Source organism: Thiomicrorhabdus xiamenensis (assembly GCF_013282625.1).
In the GTDB taxonomy this organism is placed as follows: domain Bacteria; phylum Pseudomonadota; class Gammaproteobacteria; order Thiomicrospirales; family Thiomicrospiraceae; genus Thiomicrorhabdus; species Thiomicrorhabdus xiamenensis.
In genome coordinates this window covers 2,243,933-2,263,246 of the sequence record NZ_CP054020.1, presented here as the reverse complement: position 1 = coordinate 2,263,246, position 19,314 = coordinate 2,243,933, and the positions used below count along the sequence as shown (strand labels likewise).

At 51.3% G+C, this 19,314-nt stretch carries 20 protein-coding genes; 15 read left to right on the top strand and 5 right to left on the bottom strand.

The window, feature by feature from the left end; translation table 11 throughout:
* Positions 1–2 precede the first annotated feature (2 nt).
* The 4 genes from HQN79_RS10460 (at position 3) to arsJ (ending at position 4,077) form a co-directional block, all read left to right on the top strand.
* Positions 3–977 carry a permease gene (locus HQN79_RS10460; protein ID WP_173286279.1) on the top strand — a complete coding sequence of 325 codons (975 nt, stop codon included), beginning with the start codon at positions 3–5 and terminating at the stop codon, positions 975–977.
* A 15-nt stretch (positions 978–992) separates the two neighbouring features.
* The gene (locus tag HQN79_RS12145) at positions 993–1,637 is read left to right on the top strand and encodes an MTH895/ArsE family thioredoxin-like protein (protein WP_275284667.1); all 645 of its coding nucleotides are present in this window, start codon (positions 993–995) and stop codon (positions 1,635–1,637) included.
* 103 nt (positions 1,638–1,740) lie between these two features.
* Positions 1,741–2,781, top strand: coding sequence for an ArsJ-associated glyceraldehyde-3-phosphate dehydrogenase (locus tag HQN79_RS10445; RefSeq protein ID WP_173286277.1), 1,041 nt, complete (start codon positions 1,741–1,743; stop codon positions 2,779–2,781).
* A gap of 75 nt (positions 2,782–2,856) precedes the next feature.
* Entirely contained in the window at positions 2,857–4,077 is a 1,221-nt protein-coding gene (gene arsJ, locus HQN79_RS10440) for an organoarsenical effux MFS transporter ArsJ (RefSeq protein ID WP_173286275.1), read from the top strand.
* A 56-nt stretch (positions 4,078–4,133) separates the two neighbouring features.
* Here arsJ and HQN79_RS10435 read toward each other — a convergent pair whose 3' ends face one another.
* Positions 4,134–4,991: a TIGR01777 family oxidoreductase gene (locus HQN79_RS10435; protein ID WP_173286273.1), complete on the bottom strand. Its 858-nt coding sequence runs from the start codon at positions 4,989–4,991 to the stop codon at positions 4,134–4,136.
* A 92-nt stretch (positions 4,992–5,083) separates the two neighbouring features.
* Between HQN79_RS10435 and folM the strand changes: the two genes are divergently transcribed.
* Positions 5,084–5,809, top strand: a complete 726-nt coding sequence (gene folM / locus HQN79_RS10430; protein ID WP_238843364.1) for a dihydromonapterin reductase — start codon at positions 5,084–5,086, stop codon at positions 5,807–5,809.
* A 39-nt stretch (positions 5,810–5,848) separates the two neighbouring features.
* The gene (locus HQN79_RS10425; protein ID WP_173286271.1) at positions 5,849–6,871 is read left to right on the top strand and encodes a YbgA family protein; all 1,023 of its coding nucleotides are present in this window, start codon (positions 5,849–5,851) and stop codon (positions 6,869–6,871) included.
* 41 nt (positions 6,872–6,912) lie between these two features.
* Here HQN79_RS10425 and HQN79_RS10420 read toward each other — a convergent pair whose 3' ends face one another.
* The 3 genes from HQN79_RS10420 to HQN79_RS10410 form a co-directional block, all read right to left on the bottom strand.
* Positions 6,913–8,055, bottom strand: a complete 1,143-nt coding sequence (locus HQN79_RS10420; protein WP_238843363.1) for an anhydro-N-acetylmuramic acid kinase — start codon at positions 8,053–8,055, stop codon at positions 6,913–6,915.
* Positions 8,048–9,361 (bottom strand): peptidoglycan DD-metalloendopeptidase family protein, encoded by a 1,314-nt coding sequence (locus HQN79_RS10415; RefSeq protein ID WP_173286269.1) that lies wholly within the window; start codon positions 9,359–9,361, stop codon positions 8,048–8,050. Before HQN79_RS10415 ends, HQN79_RS10420 begins: the two co-directional genes overlap by 8 nt.
* A 161-nt stretch (positions 9,362–9,522) precedes the next feature.
* Positions 9,523–9,756: a sulfurtransferase TusA family protein gene (locus tag HQN79_RS10410; RefSeq protein ID WP_238843362.1), complete on the bottom strand. Its 234-nt coding sequence runs from the start codon at positions 9,754–9,756 to the stop codon at positions 9,523–9,525.
* A 143-nt stretch (positions 9,757–9,899) separates the two neighbouring features.
* On the opposite strand from HQN79_RS10410, the gene glyQ reads away from it, so the two are divergent.
* The 8 genes from glyQ (at position 9,900) to HQN79_RS10375 (ending at position 16,579) form a co-directional block, all read left to right on the top strand.
* On the top strand, positions 9,900–10,826 hold the full coding sequence (gene glyQ / locus HQN79_RS10405; protein ID WP_173286267.1) for a glycine--tRNA ligase subunit alpha: 927 nt from the start codon (positions 9,900–9,902) through the stop codon (positions 10,824–10,826).
* Positions 10,826–12,895 carry a glycine--tRNA ligase subunit beta gene (glyS, locus tag HQN79_RS10400; protein WP_173286265.1) on the top strand — a complete coding sequence of 690 codons (2,070 nt, stop codon included), beginning with the start codon at positions 10,826–10,828 and terminating at the stop codon, positions 12,893–12,895. Before glyQ ends, glyS begins: the two co-directional genes overlap by 1 nt.
* 74 nt (positions 12,896–12,969) lie before the next feature.
* A complete protein-coding gene (locus HQN79_RS10395; protein ID WP_238843361.1) occupies positions 12,970–13,344 on the top strand; it encodes an HAD-IIIA family hydrolase in 375 nt (124 codons plus the stop codon).
* Positions 13,283–13,516, top strand: coding sequence for an HAD hydrolase-like protein (locus HQN79_RS12065; RefSeq protein ID WP_238843360.1), 234 nt, complete (start codon positions 13,283–13,285; stop codon positions 13,514–13,516). The genes HQN79_RS10395 and HQN79_RS12065 overlap by 62 nt, the downstream gene beginning before the upstream one ends.
* Before the next feature lie 120 nt (positions 13,517–13,636).
* Complete coding sequence (locus HQN79_RS10390; RefSeq protein ID WP_238843359.1) at positions 13,637–14,254, top strand: lysophospholipid acyltransferase family protein; 618 nt, start codon at positions 13,637–13,639, stop codon at positions 14,252–14,254.
* 13 nt (positions 14,255–14,267) lie between these two features.
* Positions 14,268–15,092, top strand: coding sequence for a motility protein A (locus HQN79_RS10385; RefSeq protein WP_173286263.1), 825 nt, complete (start codon positions 14,268–14,270; stop codon positions 15,090–15,092).
* A 24-nt stretch (positions 15,093–15,116) separates the two neighbouring features.
* Positions 15,117–15,881, top strand: coding sequence for an OmpA/MotB family protein (locus HQN79_RS10380; protein WP_173286261.1), 765 nt, complete (start codon positions 15,117–15,119; stop codon positions 15,879–15,881).
* On the top strand, positions 15,878–16,579 hold the full coding sequence (locus tag HQN79_RS10375) for an OmpA/MotB family protein (protein ID WP_173286259.1): 702 nt from the start codon (positions 15,878–15,880) through the stop codon (positions 16,577–16,579). Before HQN79_RS10380 ends, HQN79_RS10375 begins: the two co-directional genes overlap by 4 nt.
* On the opposite strand, the gene ung is transcribed toward HQN79_RS10375, so the two are convergent.
* The gene (gene ung / locus HQN79_RS10370; RefSeq protein ID WP_173286257.1) at positions 16,530–17,240 is read right to left on the bottom strand and encodes a uracil-DNA glycosylase; all 711 of its coding nucleotides are present in this window, start codon (positions 17,238–17,240) and stop codon (positions 16,530–16,532) included. The two genes, HQN79_RS10375 and ung, sit on opposite strands and share 50 nt — an antisense overlap.
* Before the next feature lie 128 nt (positions 17,241–17,368).
* Here ung and parE point away from each other — a divergent pair, with 128 nt between their 5' ends.
* The gene (parE, locus tag HQN79_RS10365) at positions 17,369–19,255 is read left to right on the top strand and encodes a DNA topoisomerase IV subunit B (RefSeq protein ID WP_173286255.1); all 1,887 of its coding nucleotides are present in this window, start codon (positions 17,369–17,371) and stop codon (positions 19,253–19,255) included.
* The last annotated feature ends 59 nt before the right edge of the window (positions 19,256–19,314 follow it).

Genomic DNA, 19,314 nt, shown 5'->3' with positions numbered 1-19,314 from the left:
AAATGACACCGTTTGAAAGCACAGCAAGCTGGTTTGTTTATGGCATTCTGAGCATAGACTCTCAAACCGCATTCGGGCAGGCCATGCATTTCTTTGTCATGGATGTGCTGAAAATCTTTTTCCTGCTGGTGCTGATTATCTATCTGATGGGGTTGCTGCGGGCGTTTGTTTCTACCGAACGTGTGCGCAGTGTGGTTGTCGGCAAGCCATTATGGTTAGGCCGTTCCATGGCGATCGGTCTGGGATCGGTGACGCCTTTTTGCTCTTGTTCGTCGGTTCCTCTGTTTATCGGTTTCGTTGAAGCCAGAATCCCGCTCAGCATCACCTTTGCTTTTCTGATTGCCAGCCCGATGATTAATGAAGTGGCTGTGGTACTGTTGATTTCCCTGCTGGGGTGGGAGGTCGCTTTCTGGTACGTACTGGCGGGATTGGTGGTCGCCTATATCGGATCGGTGGTCATCGGCTGGTTTAAGCCGGAGCGCTGGGTTGAGGCTTATGTCTGGGATATCAAGATGCGCCAGGCTCAGGAACAGCAAGCGCTTGCCAACGGTTGGCGTGCCAGACACGGTTTTGCCTGGAGCGAGGTAAAAGTGATTGTAAAACGCATCTGGCACTGGGTGTTTATCGGTATCGGTGTCGGAGCGGCCTTTCATGGTTATGTCCCGCAAGTCTGGGTTACCGAAACGCTGGCGGATGCAAGTAACTGGTGGAGTGTGCCGGCGGCGGTGCTGCTCGGCGTTCCCTTGTATTCCAACGCCACCGGTGTAATTCCGGTCATCGAAGCCATGCTGGGCAAGGGCGTGCCGCTTGGTACCAGTCTGGCGCTGATGATGAGTATTGCCGCGCTGTCTTTGCCGGAACTGCTTATTTTAAGAAAAGTGATTCGCTGGCCGGCACTGCTGCTGTTTGTCGCAGTCTTGGTGGTGGCTTTTATTCTGGTCGGGTACGGCTTTAATTATTTTTACGCTAAATTGTAATGAGGAGAAAGTTGAATGAGTGTTGCAATTAAGGGAAATCGTCCACTACGCATCTTTGCTGTGATGATGCTGATTTTATTAGCTGTTTCACATTTTATGGGGCAGATTGATCTGACTCAGGTCTCATTTCTGTGGTTGATGATCCTGATGGCTTTGAACGCGATTCAGGCATCCTATACCGGGTTCTGCCCGATGTTTAAAAATTCACGCGGCGAGTGTGTTGCCTGCGGTGTGGTCTGTGATGCCGACGCCGGGGATAAAGCCTGTTGTTCCGATGACAGCTGCTGCGATTCCGCTGCTACGGACAAAAACAAAAAAAGCGCCTGCTGTTCTGAAGAGGATTCTTCCTGCTGCAGTCCTGCAAGCGATAAATCGTCATGCTGCGGCGATTCTCAAAAATCCGTCTGTTGTGACGATGCTATGGAGATCAAGGTCTTGGGAACCGGTTGCAGTAACTGCAACAATACCGTTGCGCTGATCGAAAAGGTTGCCGGAGAGCTGGATGTCTGTGTCAATATCAGCAAAGTCGAAGATGTTGCAGAGATCGCTTCCTACGGGGTAATGAGTACGCCGGGCGTGGTGGTGAATGACAAGGTGGTTCACTCCGGTGGCGTTCCGACGCACGATCAGGTGGCAGGCTGGTTAAAGTCGGAAAGTTAATTAAATTCAGGATAAATATTCATTCTTTTGTCATGCGGGTGTCACCTTGGGGCGTTTAAATGCGGCCAATTGAGTTAAACCTATGATTTTAAGGAACATATAAATGACAATTAAAGTGGCGATTAACGGGTTTGGGCGCATGGGACGGCTGGCGCTGCGTCAGGCTTTCGATTGGCCGGAAATTGAATTTGTGCATATCAATGAAATTGCGACCGACGCTTACGGTTCGGCACATCTTCTGAATTTCGATTCGGCGCACGGGCGCTGGCAACATGAAGCCAAGGAAGACCATGGCCAGATTGTGATTAACGGCCATGCGATCAGTTACTCTCAGCACGAAGAGATTGATGCTACCGATTGGGCCGCATTCGGGGTGGATGTAGTGATTGAGGCAACCGGTCAGTTTCGGACAGAGGAAAGTCTGCAGCCGTATTTGGATCAGGGAATTCCGCAGGTCATTGTCGCCGCGCCGATGAAAGAGCCGATCAAGAATATTGTCATGGGAGTCAATGACGATGTTTTTGTCGCCGGCGAGGATCGAATCATTACCGCCGCTTCCTGTACCACCAACTGTATTGCTCCGGTTATCAAGGTATTGCAGGAGAAGATCGGTATTGAGCATGGCTCGATTCTGACTATGCATGACCGTACCAATACTCAGAAGGTGGTTGACCACGGTCACAAGGATTTGCGTCGTGCCCGCTCCAGTTTTGAGTCGCTGATTCCGACCAGCACGGGATCAGCCAAGGCGATCGGCACTATTTTCCCTGAATTGAACGGGCGTTTGAACGGTCTGGCGGTGCGAGTCCCTTTTATGAATGCGTCATTGACCGACCTCACTCTGGAGATGAAACGCAAGGTAACGGCCGAAGAGGTCAATCTGCTGTTTGCCGATGCCGCACAGAATGATTTGCAAGGCGTTCTCGGTTACGAGACCCGGCCGCTGGTGTCCGTCGATTATGAGGGGGAAACCTGCTCGTCGGTGATTGATGCGCTGTCGACTCTGGTTGTTAACGGTACGCAGTTGAAGGTGTTGGCCTGGTACGACAATGAAACCGGTTATGTGGTGCGTATGATGGAACTGGCGGCCAAGGTCGGTCGTTTGAATCAGGCGCTGTTGCCGAAGCCGCAAGGGTTGGAGTGATTAAGCATTGAACCTGGACGGCAGCCGCTGTTCAGTCCGGGTCAGTTAGGATATAAACATTCCAAAGGAGTTCTTATGTCATTGCACTCGCCCGTTGCACAATACGGGATCGTGACCGCCAATTATTGGGCTTTTACCGTAACCGACGGCGCGCTGCGCATGTTGGTGTTGCTGTTTTTTCATCAGCTTGGTTACAGCCCGCTGGAAATTGCCATGCTGTTCCTGTTGTATGAGTTTTTCGGCATCGTAACCAATCTGTTCGGCGGCTGGCTTGGCGCACACCTTGGTTTGAAGGTGACGATGAATCTCGGACTGGCGTTGCAGGTTGTCGCTTTGCTGATGTTGACGGTCGATCCGAGTTGGCTGTCGGTCGCCTATGTGATGCTGGCGCAGGCATTGTCCGGGATCGCCAAAGACCTCAATAAGATGAGTGCCAAAAGCTCGATCAAATCGCTGACCCAGGAAAAAGACGGTCAGATGTACCGTTGGGTGGCTTTGCTGACCGGCTCGAAAAATGCTCTGAAGGGTGCCGGTTTTTTTGTGGGGGCTCTGTTGCTGGAATTGGTCGGTTTTGCCGACGCGATGCTGTTAATGGCTTCGGTTCTGGCGGTGATTTGGCTGTTGTCGCTGCTGATGCTGCAATCGGAAATCGGTAAGGCGAAACAGAAAAACAAGTTCCGTGAAATTTTTTCCAAAAGCCAGCCGATCAATATGCTTTCCGCGGCGCGTTTTTTTCTGTTCGGCGCACGCGATATCTGGTTTGTGGTCGCTTTGCCGCTGTATCTGGCAACGGTGTTGCAGTGGGAGCATACGGCAATTGGCGCCTATATGGCTTTCTGGATTATCGGGTACGGTATGGTGCAGGCCAGTGCACCGGCTTTAACCGGGATTAAGAAGGGTGGGGATAACGGATCACGCAATCCGACCGCTAATACAGCCAAGCTGTTGGCTTTCACGCTCGGAGCGATTCCCTTTCTGATGGCGCTTTTTCTGAATAAAGAACCGCAATGGATTCTGTTGATTGGACTGGTGATTTTCGGGATTGTGTTTGCGCTCAACTCCGCGGTGCACTCTTATCTTATCGTCTCTTATGCAGATGCGGACGGGGCTTCCAAGGACGTCGGTTTCTACTATATGGCGAATGCCGCCGGGCGTTTGGTCGGTACATTGTTGTCCGGCTATGTGTATCAGGTAGCCGGAATGGAGGCCTGTTTGATGACGGCGGCGGTTTTCGTTCTGCTGGCCGGATTACTGGCCGGAAAAATCCGCCAGCCGGCGAGTGTCACAGCAACTTAATTAGCGAGTTAAGTTGCGACCGGTCTTTTACAGGCCGGTCTCACAAGATCTGCATTTTATGTCAGCAGGTGTTTCAGGCTGCTTTTGGCATCCGGATATTTAAACTCGAACCCTTCATCCAGTAAACGTTGCGGATAGACACTGGCGCTATGGGTTAAAACCTGCGCCCCTTCGCCGAACATCAGTTTCAACTGCCACAGAGGAAGCGGAAGTATCGTCGGACGGTGCAAAACCTCGCCGAGTGTTTCGGCAAACGCCTTTTGCGCCAGAGGGTGCGGGGCGGTCAGGTTAAAAGTGCCGTGCATCTGCGGTTGCTGTATCAGCCAGGCGTAGGCGCGGCACAGATCATCAATATCAATCCAGCTGAAACATTGTCTGCCGCCAGCAACCGGACCGCCAAGACCGAATTTGAACGCCGGCAGCATTTTGGCCAGCGCTCCGCCTTTTGGCGAAAGCACCACGCCGAAACGGGTAATCGTCAGTAGCTCCGGTGCAACCAGTTTTTTTGCTTCCTCTTCCCAGGCAACCGAAAGCTGGGCCAGAAAATCTTCACCGGGTTGAACATCCTTTTCCGTGTAATGATGTTCACACGCTTCGGCCTGCGGATAGAAACCGATGGCTGAGGCACAAAAAACACGCGGCGGATTCGCAGTTTCCTGTAGTGCCTGCGCCAGCATTCGGGTGGTGTCGATACGGCTGTCCCAGATTTCCTGTTTGTATACCGGATTCCAGCGCGCACCGATATTGGCGCCGGCAAGCTGGATGATAATTTCGGCGTCCTTGATCGCCTCAAGCAGTTTTTCCGGCTGACTGAAAACCTGTCGACCGTATAACTCCACCGTGTGTTGCGAACTCAAATGTTGCTTAAGCGCCTGACCGATCATGCCGGTGCCGCCCAGAATCGTGATCTGCATACGAATCTCCTTTGGGGTATGAGCGTGTTCACTTTTGCCGTTTTTAATGTACCATTCTTTATAGGGATACGCAGAAACAGCAAGGATGAATTGTGGCAAAAATCGAACAAGCGGTCTTAATAACCGGTGCCGGGCAAAGGGTCGGGTTCTACCTGGCTGAGCAATTTCTCACTCAGGGGCGCTATCCGGTGGTGATTACTTATCGTAAGCCGCGCCCGGAAATCGACCGACTGGTCGAGCGTGGAGCGATCGTCTATCAAGTGGATTTTTGTGATCAGGAGCAGTTTCAGAGCTGGCTCGAAAATTTACGCGATGACATCGAGAGTCTGCGGGCGATCATTCATAACGCCTCCATCTGGGTGACCGATGCCCAGATCGCCGAGCGGCCCGAACTGTACGATCAACTGTTCAAGGTGCATGTCGAAACGCCTTACCGGATCAATATGGCGTTATCGGGGTTATTGAAAAACACTGCTTCCGGATTGAAAGATATTATCAGTTTGTCGGACGCCAATTGCGATTTGAACCGCAGCGACTATATCGCCTATTTAAGCTCCAAGGCGGCGTTGCAGAACCAGATGCGCGTTTTTGCCAGTAAGTTCGCACCGCAGATCAAAGTGAATGATATTGCGCCGGGACTGTTGATGTTTCATGCGGACGATAGTGAATCTTATAAACAGCAGCGTCTGCAAAATCAGCTTTTGCCGATTGAGCCCGGGCCGGAGGTGATCTGGCAAAGCGTTCAGTATCTGATGAATAATCCTTATATAACCGGGGCCAGCATGCCGGTGGATGGTGGCGTGCGTTTAATCAAATAGCGCATCTGTTTTTGGATCGCGCAGCAGGAGATTTGTAATATGAATCAGGCGATTAACAGAAGATATCCGCAAGTGGCATTTCCGAAACCGAAAATTGCCGTTTCTGATTGTCTGTTGGGTACGGAGTGTCGTTACAACGGTGGGCATGCGCAATATGATTTTGTGCGTTACAAGCTGGCCGATTATGTCGAGTTTAAACGTTTTTGCCCGGAGGCGGCGGTTATTGGAACGCCGCGTGAAACGGTCCGTCTGGTTGGGGTCGAAGGGGAAATTCGCGTGATGGGCCCGAAATCCGGTTCGGACTATACCGACGGATTGCAGGACTATACCGACAAGAAGATGCGTTTCTTTCATCAGCAAGAGATCGACGGGGCGGTGGTTAAGTCGCGCTCTCCGAGTTGCGGTTTGGAACGGATCAAGGTGTATCGCCCAACGGGTGAATGGTTCGGATCCCAGGATCCGATGGATGCCGGTCTGTTTACCAAAAACCTGCGTCGCGAGTTTCCGATGATTGCAATTGAAGAGGAAGGGCGTCTGCAGGACGCCTGGCTGCGAGAAAATTTTATGTTGCATATCTTTTCTGCGGCACGCTGGCGCGAGTTTGTGCATAGCGATCCTTCGGTTGCCGAGTTGCAAAGCTTCCATCGTGATCACAAATATCTGTTGTTATCCAAAAACGAAGGGCTGTACCGCAAGATGGGGCCGATTGTTGCCGAAGCCGCTAAAGCCAATCTGTCTGAGAGTCTTCAACGTTACGGCGAACTGTTTTTGCAGGCGGTGGGTACCTCGACTTCACGCGGTAAAATGGTTAATGCCATCGAGCATATGTACGGCTATTTTAAGGATCAGCTCGGTGAGAGTGAGAAAGAGTTTTATCAGCAGACGCTGGCGGAGTTTAAGTTGGGCATAGTGCCGCTGGTCAGCGTGATGAAATTGATCGAACAGTGGATTCATCACTTTGGCAGCGATTATCTGGCGACCCAGAAAATCATTCACCCTTATCCGGCGGAACTGGCTTTGCGTTCCAGCGTTAACGCCTATCGGGATTTTAAAAAGAAATAGCCGCGAAAAAAATAACCGTTTTTATTCGCTTTAAGTTTGTATTAAGGGTGCCAGATGCCGCCGAGAACGGCATCCCGTTCGGCACCGGTTACTGCGCTGAGTTTGACTGGTCGATTATGTAGGCGTTCGTGCGCCAGCCAGGCAAACAGCATCCCTTCGATCGCATTCGGATCATGTCCGGCATCACTGCTTGAGCAGACCGTGCAAGCAGGCAGGTGAGCCTGAATCCGCTCAAGCAGATAGCGGTTGAAAGCTCCGCCTCCACAAATCCAGACGCTATTTCCGGTTTGCTCGCCGAGCGCCGGGCGAACCTGTTGCGCGATGCTGACGGCGGTCAGCTCGGTCAAAGTCGCCAAGAGGTCATGTGCGTCTATTCGTTGGGCAAAATCATTGCCCAGTTTCTCCACTAGCCACGGCCAGTTAAAGTAATCGCGGCCGGAGCTTTTCGGTGCGGGCTGCTGGAAATAGCTGTCTTGCACAAGGGAGTCCAGTACGGCGGTTTGTACTGCGCCTTGTCTGGCTAGATCACCATTTCTGTCATATGAGCAGGCGAACAGTTTTTGGCAAGCTTCGTCGATCAGACCGTTGCCCGGCCCGGTATCCCAGCCGGTGACGGCCTCGGTGGCGTGATCGGCTGGAAGTAAGCTGATATTGGCAATGCCGCCGATATTGACCGCAATCACTGTCTGTTCGGGCTCGGAAAACAGGCGTTGATGGAAAACCGGTGCAAAGGGAGCGCCTTGACCGCCGAGCGCCATATCGTCAACCCGGAAGTCGCCCACCGTGGTGATGCCGCTGTGTTTAGCGATAATGGCCGGATGGCCGATTTGCAGGCTCATCATTAAATCCGGTGCATGATAAATGGTTTGTCCGTGACTGCCGATAGCGGTAATGTCGCGGGCTTCCAATCCGGTTTCGCGTAAAAGCTGAGCTACCGCTGCGGCAAATAGTTGCCCCATTTGACTGTGTAGCTGGCTGAAAGATTGTAAACTGAGTTTTTGCTCACTGTTGCACTCAAGCAGTAACTGTTTAAGCTTGTCGGGAATTGGGGTGGTTGTGAAATGTTTGAGTTGAAGAGATTGGTCGCAGATGGCAATCAGCGCTGCATCCACGGCGTCAACGCTGGTGCCGGACATCAGGCCGATATAGAGTTCCTCGGCCTGACTGGAAGGTGCTTTACTCAAAATTGAAAGCCAACTGCGTACTCTGGTCCAAGCGGTCAAGCTGGCCTAACAGGAAGTGACTGCGTCGCAGGAAATCCTGTTTGTATTTGGCATTAACCGGGCCTGCTGCCGGGAATTTGATTTTCAGAGGGTCAACGTGTTTCCCGTTCATATGGAATTCGTAATGCAGGTGCGCTCCGGTTGAATTCCCGGTGCTACCGACATAACCGATAACCTGTCCCTGTTTAACCATCTGACCTTTTTTGTATTTGCCGAAACGCGACATGTGCGCATACATCGTGGTGTAGGTATTGTTGTGGCGCACTTTGACTACCTTGCCGTAGCCGCCTTTCCAACCGCGATAGACGATCTGACCGTTACCGGTTACTTTAATAGGTGTTCCGGTTGGCGCGCCATAGTCAACACCACGGTGTGGTCGGCGTTTACCGAAAATCGGGTGCAGTCGTTTCGGGTTGAAACGCGAAGTAATTCTGACGGTATCCAACGGCGCCTTAAGGAAGGCTTTTTTCAGGTTATTGCCGTTTTCGTCATAGTAGCCGATCACTTCATCGCCGTCGCGCAGGATAAAGCCGTTGTGAATCTGTTTACCGCCGTCGGAGGTGATCTGTACCGCCAAAATATCACCGTCACCGATGTATTCGTCGTTCAGATAGCGCGTTTCGTAGATGACTTTGAAGTAGTCGCCGTCGCGCAATTCGCGGGAAAGGTCGACATCCCAAGCAAGCATCTCGGCCAGTTGCATAATGCTTTTAGGGCTCAAACCGGCACGCTCGGCCGCCGGGTAGAACGCCCCTTTGATCTCACCGTAAGCAGTTTTGGTGCGGATCTCCACCGACTTTTCAACCTTGTTGATACGAAAACCGGTATCGGTGCGAATCAGTTCATGATCCAGTGTTTTCGATTTCGGATAGACGATGCGTTGCAGACCGCTGTTCTGATCCAGCCAGACGGTCAGCTTGTCACCGACCTTAAGATTGGTCATCAGATCGCTGTTTTTGGTTTGGCTGATTTTATAAACCGTCGATGCCCCGACACCAATGCGCTCAAGCGCGGTACTTAAGGCGTCGTTGCGTTTAATGGTAACGGTTTTTTGAATCCAGTTATTCTGCGATGTTTCCATCTCGTTCGCTTGTGCTGCGCCAATGGCTGCCGATTTGCTTAAATCAAGCTTCGGTAGCGGCAATGATTCCGGTTCGACCGGCAGATTGGCGTCAGATTTGGAAGGGATGGCGGCTAGCAAGAAAACCAGCAATCCTGAAAGGACGGCTAGCGTTGCGATATGAAAGGAAATTGGCCAGTTTTTCATAAGCGTATCGAAGGACTCTCTATCGTTTCCGGTTAACGGTTGTGCACAAAAACCGTTATTTATCTATTGATTATAGTCAAATCATCTTCAATATGAAATGGTGAGCGTTTTATTGTTTTTTATAGATAATAGTTATTGGTTGATGGCTTTAATTTATTACGTTATTTCAGGGCGTCCACTTTGATCGAAATGAGCAGGCCGTAATCGGTTTTTTCAACTGCCAGAAGTTGGTGTTTATTGACTTTGGCCCAGCTGGCGATGTCTTTTTCCGCTCCGAGGTCGGTGCAGGCGATACTCAGTTCGTCGCCATTTTCGGATTTTCGTACCGCTTGTTGCAGTTTAATGACCGGCATCGGGCATTTCAGTCCTTTGGCATCTATTATCTCTGTATTCACTTTTTCTCCTTAGAGTTAAACCCTATTCGATAATGCGCTATAATCAGCCAATTTTTAAAATTTTATCGTTGGCCTGAATTCTTTCCACTCAAAAGGGCGGGCGATGCAAGCATTGTACAAAATTTATCAAGAGGTTTAATCCTGTGTCGGCACAAGCAGCAACAGATATTCGTACCTTTCAAGGTCTGATTCAAACCCTTCAAGCGTTCTGGGCGGAACAGGGATGCGTCGTCATGCAGCCCTATGACAACGAAATGGGCGCGGGGACTTTTCACCCTTCGACTTTCCTGCGTTCGATCGGGCCGGAGCCTTGGCGCGCTGCTTATGTTCAGCCTTGCCGTCGCCCAACCGACGGTCGTTACGGCGAAAACCCGAACCGTCTGCAGCATTACTACCAGTTCCAGGTGATGTTAAAACCGTCTCCGGATAATATTCAGGAGTTGTATCTTGAGTCCCTGAAACGTCTTGGAATTGATCCGCTGGAGCACGATATCCGTTTCGTTGAAGACAACTGGGAATCGCCGACTTTGGGTGCCTGGGGTCTGGGTTGGGAAGTTTGGATGAACGGCATGGAAGTCACACAGTTCACCTACTTCCAGCAGGTCGGTGGTTTGGAGTGTCGTCCGGTGACCGGTGAGATTACATACGGTCTTGAGCGTATCGCCATGTATCTTCAGGGCGTGAATTCGGTTTATGACCTGACCTGGGTTGACGGACCGGGGGGGAAAGTCACCTACGGCGATGTCTTCCATCAGAACGAGGTTGAGATGTCAGCCTATAACTTCGAGAAAGCGGATACCGAGAAACTGTTCCGTACTTTCGACGAATGTGAAGAAATTTTTGCCAAGCTGGTTGAAGACAAACTTCCGTTGCCGGCTTACGAGCAAGTATTGAAAGCGTCGCACGCTTTCAACATGCTGGATGCACGTCACGCTATTTCGGTGACCGAACGTGCACGTTTTATCGGTCGCGTGCGCACCATGGCACGTCAGATTGCCGAAGCATATTATGAAGGACGTGAAGCTTTAGGCTTCCCATTAGTTAAAGATTCACAAGGGGAGGCAAAATAATGACTCAGACTGTCGATTTTCTAGTAGAAATTGGAACCGAAGAGTTGCCTCCAAAGGCGCTGAAAAAACTGAGTCAGGCTTTTGGCGCAGGCATTGAAGCGGGTCTGATCGATGCGGAGCTAAGCTATGGCGCCGTCTCTCTGTACGCGTCTCCACGTCGTTTGGCGGTTCGTATTCAGGAGTTACAGGCCAAGCAAGACGATAAAACCGTTGAGAAGAAAGGGCCGGCGAAAAAAGCGGCATTCGATGCTGACGGCAATCCGACCAAGGCGCTGCAAGGATTTGCCCGCGGTTGCGGAGCGGAGGTTGCTGATCTGGTCGAGATCGATACCGACAAAGGTGTCTGGATGGCGTTTATGCAGGAACAGAAAGGACAGGGTTCCGCCGAGCTGCTTCCTGAAATCGTCAATCAGTCGCTGGCCAAGTTGCCGATTCCGAAACGTATGCGCTGGGGCGCTTCGGATGTCGAATTCGTGCGTCCGGTTCATTGGGCTGTGATGCTGATGGACGATAAGGTGGTTCCAGCAACCATTCTTGGTCACCAAACCGGCAATACGACGCGCGGTCACCGTTTCCACGCACCGCAGGCAATCGAGATTGCTAAACCGGCAGATTACATCAATACCCTGTGTACCCAAGGCTATGTTCAGGCCGATTTCGATACGCGCTCCGATATGATTCGTGCGCAGGTCGAAGCGGCCGCGAAAGCCGAGGGCGGCATTGCACAGATCGACGAAGATCTGTTGGAAGAAGTTACCGCATTGAATGAATGGCCACAGGCGATCGTCGGCGACTTCGACGAGGTTTTCCTGAACGTGCCTTCAGAAGCGCTGGTGTCGGCGATGAAAGGACACCAGAAATACTTCCATATGCTGGATGCCAACGGCAAACTGATGGCGAAGTTCATCACCATTTCGAATATCGAAAGCTCGAATCCGGCTTCGGTGAAATCGGGTAATGAGCGTGTGATTCGTCCGCGTCTGTCGGATGCGAAATTCTTCTGGGATCAGGATCGCAAGCAACCGTTGGACGATTTCCTGCCGCGTTTGAAAACAGTGGTCTTCCAGCAGCAGCTTGGAACTCTGTTCGACAAGGTCGAGCGTCTGGAAACTCTGACGGTCAAAGTCGGTAAGCCTTTGGGTGCGGAGTCGCAGATTCTTGAACGTGCCGCACGTCTGTCTAAATGCGACTTGATGTCGGAAATGGTCGGCGAGTTCCCGGAACTGCAAGGGATTATGGGGCGTTACTACGCCATGGAGCAGAAAGAAGACCAGCAGGTAGCCGACGCTTTGGATGCGCAATATCAGCCGCGTTTTGCCGGTGATGAGCTGCCGAATTCTGCCGTCGCACAGGCGCTGGCGATTGCCGATAAACTGGATACGATTACCGGTATTTACGGTATCGGCCAGGTACCGAGCGGAGATAAGGATCCGTTTGCTCTACGCCGTTCGGCTTTGGGTATGCTGCGTATCATTATCGAAAAAGAGCTGAATCTGGATCTGATGCTGATGATCCGTTTTGCGCTGGATCTGCATCCGCAGGTGAACGCCGGAGACGAACTGGTTGCCGATATCTATGACTTTATTGTCAGTCGTCTGAAAGCGTATTTTGCCGATCAGGGCGTTACCGCCGAACAGTTTGAAGCGGTTCGTTCTTGTGCGCCGACGCATCCACTGGACTTCGCCAAACGTATCGATGCCGTCAAGGCCTTTGCACAGATCGACGGTGCGGAAAGTTTGAGTGCGGCCAATAAGCGTATCGCTAACCTGCTGAAAAAAGTCGACGGTGAGATTGCGGAAACGGTCGATACCGGACTGTTTGCAGATGATGCCGAAAGCGCGCTGTTCGCCAAGTTGGATCAGTTGCGTGAATCGGTAAGCAATTTGATTGCCGACAAAGATTACATTGCGGCGATGGAGCAGCTGGCGACTATTCGCGAAGAGGTCGACGGCTTCTTCGATAGCGTCATGGTTATGGCTGACGACGCAGCGATTCGCAACAACCGTTTGGCGCTGTTGAATCAGATCTATCAGTTGTTTATGCAGGTTGCGGATATTTCGCGACTGTAATACGCAGCTAGGTTAAGTGAAGTCCCGCATTGGCGGGACTTTTTGTTTTACAAGCACTGTGAAGCATTGTTCTTATGACAAAAGTCATTGTTCTGGATCGTGACGGCGTAATTAACGAAGATTCGGACGCCTTTATCAAGTCGCCTGAAGAGTGGGGGCCGGTTGAAGGAAGTCTGGAGGCGATCCGCATGCTTAAAGAGGCCGGGTGGAAAGTTGCGGTTGCGACTAATCAATCCGGTATCAAACGCGGTTATTACGATCGGGCGACTTTAAGTGCGATGCATCAGAAAATGCAGCGTCTACTGGCACCCCAGTCGGTTGACTGGATCAGTTTTGCGCCCTATCTTGGCGAGGACGGGTCTCCGGCTCGTAAACCGGGAACCGGTATTGTTGCAGTCAATCGAGAAAGCCTTGGGTTGTTCTTTGCAAGGCGCTCCGATGGTCGGTGATACGCTCGGCGATCTTAAGGCTGCTTTGCGACAGGGGATGCGGCCTCATCTGGTTCGAAGTGGCAAGGGTGAGCGGACGCTGTCCACACAGGACCCTGTGTTGCAATCGATTCCGGTGCATGTCAACTTATTGGCGTTGGTGCGCCATCTTTTAGCGGAGGAAAATTTGTGAAGCTGATCTGGTTTGTACGATCAACGCTATTTGCCATAGGGCAGATGATTTCTTTGGTTTTTTTCTCGCTCATTGGGCAGTTTTACCCGTCCGTTCTCTTATAAAGTGCGCTATGGGGTCATGTCTCAATGGGCTTATTTCTGTCTTTGGTGGCTGCGTATGACCTGTGGAATCCGCTCGCGGGTTCACGGTTTGGATCAGGTCGATCATGAAAAACCTGGCTTAATCCTTGCTAGACATGAATCGGCTTGGGAGACATTGAAATTTCAGACAATCTTCCCGCGTCAGGCGTATGTTTTGAAGCAGGAGTTGCTGAAAATTCCGTTCTTCGGTTGGGGAATGGCTTTGTTGCACCCGATCGCGATTGACCGTGGAGCGGGGCGTAAGGCGCTGAAGCAGATTTTGACCGAAGGTCAACAGCGTTTGGATGGCGGTAATTGGGTGGTCATTTTTCCGGAAGGAACCCGTATGCCGCCGAATGAACTGGGTAAAATCAATATCGGCGGCTCAATGCTCGCCAAGCAGGCTCAGGTGCCGATCTATCTGGTGATGCATAATGCCGGAAAGTTCTGGCCGAAAAACGGTTTTATTAAAAAACCGGGTACGATTGACGTTTATATTAAACGTCTGGATGATGTCAGCGACCTATCCACTGCCGAATTGAATCAGATGATAGCCGATTGGTATCAAACGCATTTTGACGAGTCCTCCTTGTCCGAAGGAGGGCCAGAAAAGTAGAGAGGGACTTTAGATGAGTCGTCTTGCCAGTTTTTTAGGTATTCTTTTGGGGGTTGTGCTGCTTGCGTCAACCATGTTCGATTACCAGCAACAGAGTTTTATCAGCGCCTTTTTGAACTGGCAGGCGCTGCTCCTTGTCTTAGGCGGAACCTTTGCCGCCGCCCTGATTAACTATCCGCTGAATCAGGTTGTGTCGATTTTCCCCGGGATTTATAAAGTTTTCGCTACTGAATCCCGTTCGGATGAAGAGCTGATTACCGAAATTTTCGATTTGGCGACTCTGGCGAAACGCAAAGGGCCTCTGGCAATCGAAAATCAGTTGACCGATGTGGAGGACAAGTTTTTCCGTCATTCGCTGAACGAGATGCTGTTGTATCAGGATGCGGAAAAACTGCGCAGCAGTTTGCAGACACGCCTGATGACCAATCGCCTTCAGGATCTTAATTCTCAGGAAGTCTTTATCAATATGGCGTCTTATTCGCCTGCCTTCGGGATGATGGGAACGGTCATGGGGTTGATTGTCATGATGACAACGCAGATTAACGCCGATATGTATTCGCTGGTCGCTGCGCAAAGTAACGACATGCTTTCCGGTTTGCTGCATGGTATGGGGTTGGCGTTGGTGACTACTTTTTACGGTGTGCTTCTGGCTAACCTGTTGTTTCTGCCGATTGCCGGGAAATTGAAAGTTTTGGGCGAGCAGGAATTGCTGCGCAACGAAATGATCATCCATGCCGTGGTTGCCATGAAAGCGCAGGAGTCGCCACTGCTGATTAAAGAACAATTGAAGTCTTTCGTTCACGAGAAAACCCAGCAGCGCCTCGGCGAGATGGCGTAGACCGCCGTAACGGGGGAGTTGTCCATGTTAACGATTATCAGCCGCTCAAACCGCAACGGAACTCTGCTGAGAGACCGCAATCCGATCCGTTCAGTGCCGGTCTGGCTTCTGGTGTACATCGGGTTGTTCACCTCTTTGCTGGCGATTTTTCTGTTTATTCTGACCCGTGTTCAGCTGGAAACGGTTCCTCCAAAGCGCGCTTATCAGAATATCGTCGCGGATCTGTATCAGAAATCGCTTTCGATTAAAGAACAGGAGCAACTGGACTGGCTGAAGGTGGAAAACACGCTGACCAAGGGCGTTAAACTCAGTCTGGACTATCAGTTGCTGAAAGATAAAAATCTGTTCGACTCCGCTCAGGCTAACATCAATCCCCAGCAGACGCCTTATCTGCGGCAGATAGCGAATCTGATTTCACGAATTGATCTGCCGCAATCCTCTCTTTACTACCAGCGCTGGGTCGATAATTTGCAACGCTCCGGTATGCAGGTGGAATTTTTTGTCCGTATTGAAGGGCATACGGATGCGCACCCTTTGCATCCCGGATCGCGATTCAAGGACAATGTTGAACTCAGCAGTTACCGGGCTTATGCCGTGATGGATTTTCTGCGCCTCTACAGCCGACTGCCGAAACGCTATTTCACGATTGCCGGCTACGGCAGTTTTCATCCGCTGGTTGAAGATGCTTATTCAGCGGAAAATCGCCGTGTCGAAATTTATCTGCTTCCGAAGTTACAGCTTAAATCGACGCAGAGAGCTTCCGTAGAGGGTGACGGGGGTGAGCGATGAATGTGACCGCGGACAGAAGAGCGCGCAGTTCCTGGCTGTTGGCTTTCGGGGATGTCATTACTTTGCTGATTACCTTTTTTATTATGGTGATTGCATTGAACAACGCTCAGGTCAGTAAGTTGCAGAGCTGGACTGATCAGCAGATCACAATCGCTTACCAGTCGTTTGCTGAGGAGATCAAGAACCAGGGGTTGCAGGTGATTTCGGTTACCCAGACCCCGCAGGGCATCCTGTTTGCAGTGCAGAGTTCGGCCGCTTTCAACAGCGCAGACTATTATCCTTCGCAGCAACTGTTGGGTGAATTGCAATATCTGGGAAGTTTGTTAAGGGAAAATCGTTTGTTTAATCTGCAAAATTTGCCGCAGGAAGCGAAGATCATTGATTACGCCCTGGAACAGGGGATGCAATGGAAAGCGGAAATTGTCATAGAGGGGCATACGGATAATGATCCGATTCTGCCGACATCCCCTTTGCGAAATAACTGGTTCTTGAGTGCGATGCGTGCGCAGACGGTGATGGGTGAACTCTTCAAGGTTTCGCAGCTGCCGGCCGATCTGTTTTCGATTTCCGGCTATAGCGAATACCATCCGGTTGCAGATAATGGCAATGAAGCCGGTAAAGAGTTGAACCGGCGTATCGAGATTCTGCTTACTGCGGGATTTGAGAAGCTTCAGGAAGTTGAGGCAGTTGCCAATTAATCGGCGTTTTGCCGTGCTCTTCAAGATAGGCATTGGCCCGGGAAAAAGGTCGGCTGCCGAAAAAGCCGCGATAGGCCGACAAGGGGGACGGATGCGGGCTTTTGATGACCAGATGGCGCGAGGTATCGATTTTCGCGCCTTTTTTCTGCGCGTAACTTCCCCACAGGATAAATACGCAATGCTCGCAGTAGCGATCGACCAGTTCGATCACTTTGTCGGTAAAGGTTTCCCAGCCTTTCCCTTGGTGCGAGTTACTGTTGCGTGCTTCAACCGTCAGAACGGCGTTAAGAAGCAGAACCCCTTGATCGGCCCAAGGCTGGAGATTGCCGTTATGTCGGTTGTCGACTCCAAGGTCATCCCACAGTTCCTGATTGATATTAACCAGAGATTTCGGCAGCGGGGAGACGTCCGGCTGCACCGAAAAGCATAAGCCGTGCGCATGTCCCGGTGTCGGGTAAGGGTCCTGACCGATAATAACCACTTTGACCTTGTTCAAGGGGGTTGAATTCAGGGCGTTAAACCATAGGTTGCCCTGTGGCAGAATCCGTTTACCTTCGTCCTTTTCCTGTTGCAGAAAGTTTTTGAGTTGCTGCATATAAGGTTGCGAAAATTCCGTTTCAAGATGGGACAGCCAGCTGCTCTCCAGTTGAATCTGACTCATATTTATTCCTAAAACCTGATCCTGTATGGGTTATTGCCGCGCTTCTGTCGGTTGGCCGGCAGAATATGGTATTATCGGCGTTATGCCGATTTTTGAATTTGCGTCATTCTATCATCAGGAGTTTGAGCTTGGCCGAAAACTATAATGCTGCCGAAATTGAAGTCTTAACCGGACTGGAACCCGTCCGCAAACGTCCGGGGATGTACACCGATACCACCCGTCCGAACCATCTGGCTCAGGAAGTCATCGATAACAGCGTCGATGAAGCGCTCGCCGGACACGCTTCGGAAATCACCATTACCCATCATGCCGATGGCTCCATGAGCGTGCTCGACAACGGGCGCGGCATGCCGGTGGATGTGCATCCGGAAGAGGGAGTGCCCGGCGTTGAGGTCATTATGACCCGCCTGCACGCAGGGGGGAAATTCTCTAATAAATCCTATAATTTCTCGGGTGGTCTGCACGGGGTAGGTATTTCCGTGGTGAATGCGCTTTCGACCAAGGTTGAAGTGCAGATTCGGCGCGATGCCAAGCTGCATCAGATTACCTTCGCAAACGGCGATCTGCAACAGAAGCTGGAAGTGATCGGCAAGGTCGGCAAGCGCAATACCGGAACGATGGTGCGTTTCTGGCCGGATGCGCAGTTCTTCGATACGGCGAAATTTTCCATCGGTCGACTGCAATACCTTCTAAGGGCTAAAGCGGTTCTTTGCTCTGGACTTAAGGTGACATTTGTCGACGAGACGAATGGCAAGAAGGAAGTCTGGCAGTATGAGAACGGTCTTAAAGATTATTTGAACGATGCTCTGGACGGGCGCGAACGCTTGCCTCAGGAAGGTTTTGTCGGCGAGAGCCGTTCGGATAATGAAGAAGTTTCCTGGGCGGTCGCATGGCTGGAAGAACCAAGTGAAATGCTCAGTGAAAGCTATGTCAACCTGATTCCTACTCCGCAGGGTGGAACCCATGTAAACGGTTTGCGTGCCGGCGTGACCGAAGCGATTCGCGAGTTTTGCGAATTCCGCAATATGGTGCCGCGCGGGATTAAGATTACGCCGGAAGACGCATGGCTAAACGTGGCGTTTGTACTGTCCGCCAAACTCAAGGAACCGCAGTTTGCCGGGCAAACCAAAGAACGACTCTCTTCGCGGGAGTGTGTGCCATTTATTTCCGGCGTGGTGAAGGACGCCTTGAGCTTATGGCTCAACCAGCACACCGAAGTAGCCGAAAAGATTGCCGATATGGTGATTCAGAATGCCAGCAGCCGTGTGCGCAAAGCCAAAAAAGTGGTGCGTAAAAAAATTACCTCCGGGCCGGCGCTGCCGGGGAAATTGGCCGACTGCGTAGATACCGATCTGACACGGACTGAACTGTTTCTGGTTGAAGGGGATTCCGCCGGAGGTTCCGCCAAGCAAGCGCGTGATAAAAATTTTCAGGCGATTATGCCTCTGCGAGGCAAAATTTTGAATACTTGGGAGGTTGAGTCCGCTCAGGTGCTGGCTTCTCAGGAAATTCATGATATTTCGGTGGCGATCGGCGTCGATCCGGGTTCGGAAGATCTGAGTGGCTTACGCTATGGTAAGGTCTGTATTCTTGCCGATGCGGATTCGGATGGTTTGCATATCGCGACCCTGATCTGTGCGCTGTTTGTGCGCCATTTTCCGCAGATGGTGGAGAAGGGGCATGTGTATGTCGCTATGCCACCACTGTATCGAATCGATGTCGGTAAGCGGGTGTTCTACGCACTGGACGAAGCCGAGCGACAGGGCGTGCTTGATCGTATCGTTGCCGAGAAATTGCCGGGCAAGGTTCAGGTAACCCGATTCAAAGGTTTGGGTGAGATGAACCCGGTGCAGCTGCGAGAAACGACGATGTTGCCGGAAAGTCGCAGGTTGGTTCAGCTTCAGTTGGAAGGCGAAAATGCGGTAACGGAAATTATGGACATGCTGCTGGCGAAAAAGCGTAGCCCGGATCGTAAAAGCTGGCTGGAACAGAAAGGCGACCTTGCCAGCGTATAAAAATGTTACAGACCTGAATGGTAAAAAACCGGTTCTTTTCGAAAAAGAACCGGTTTTTT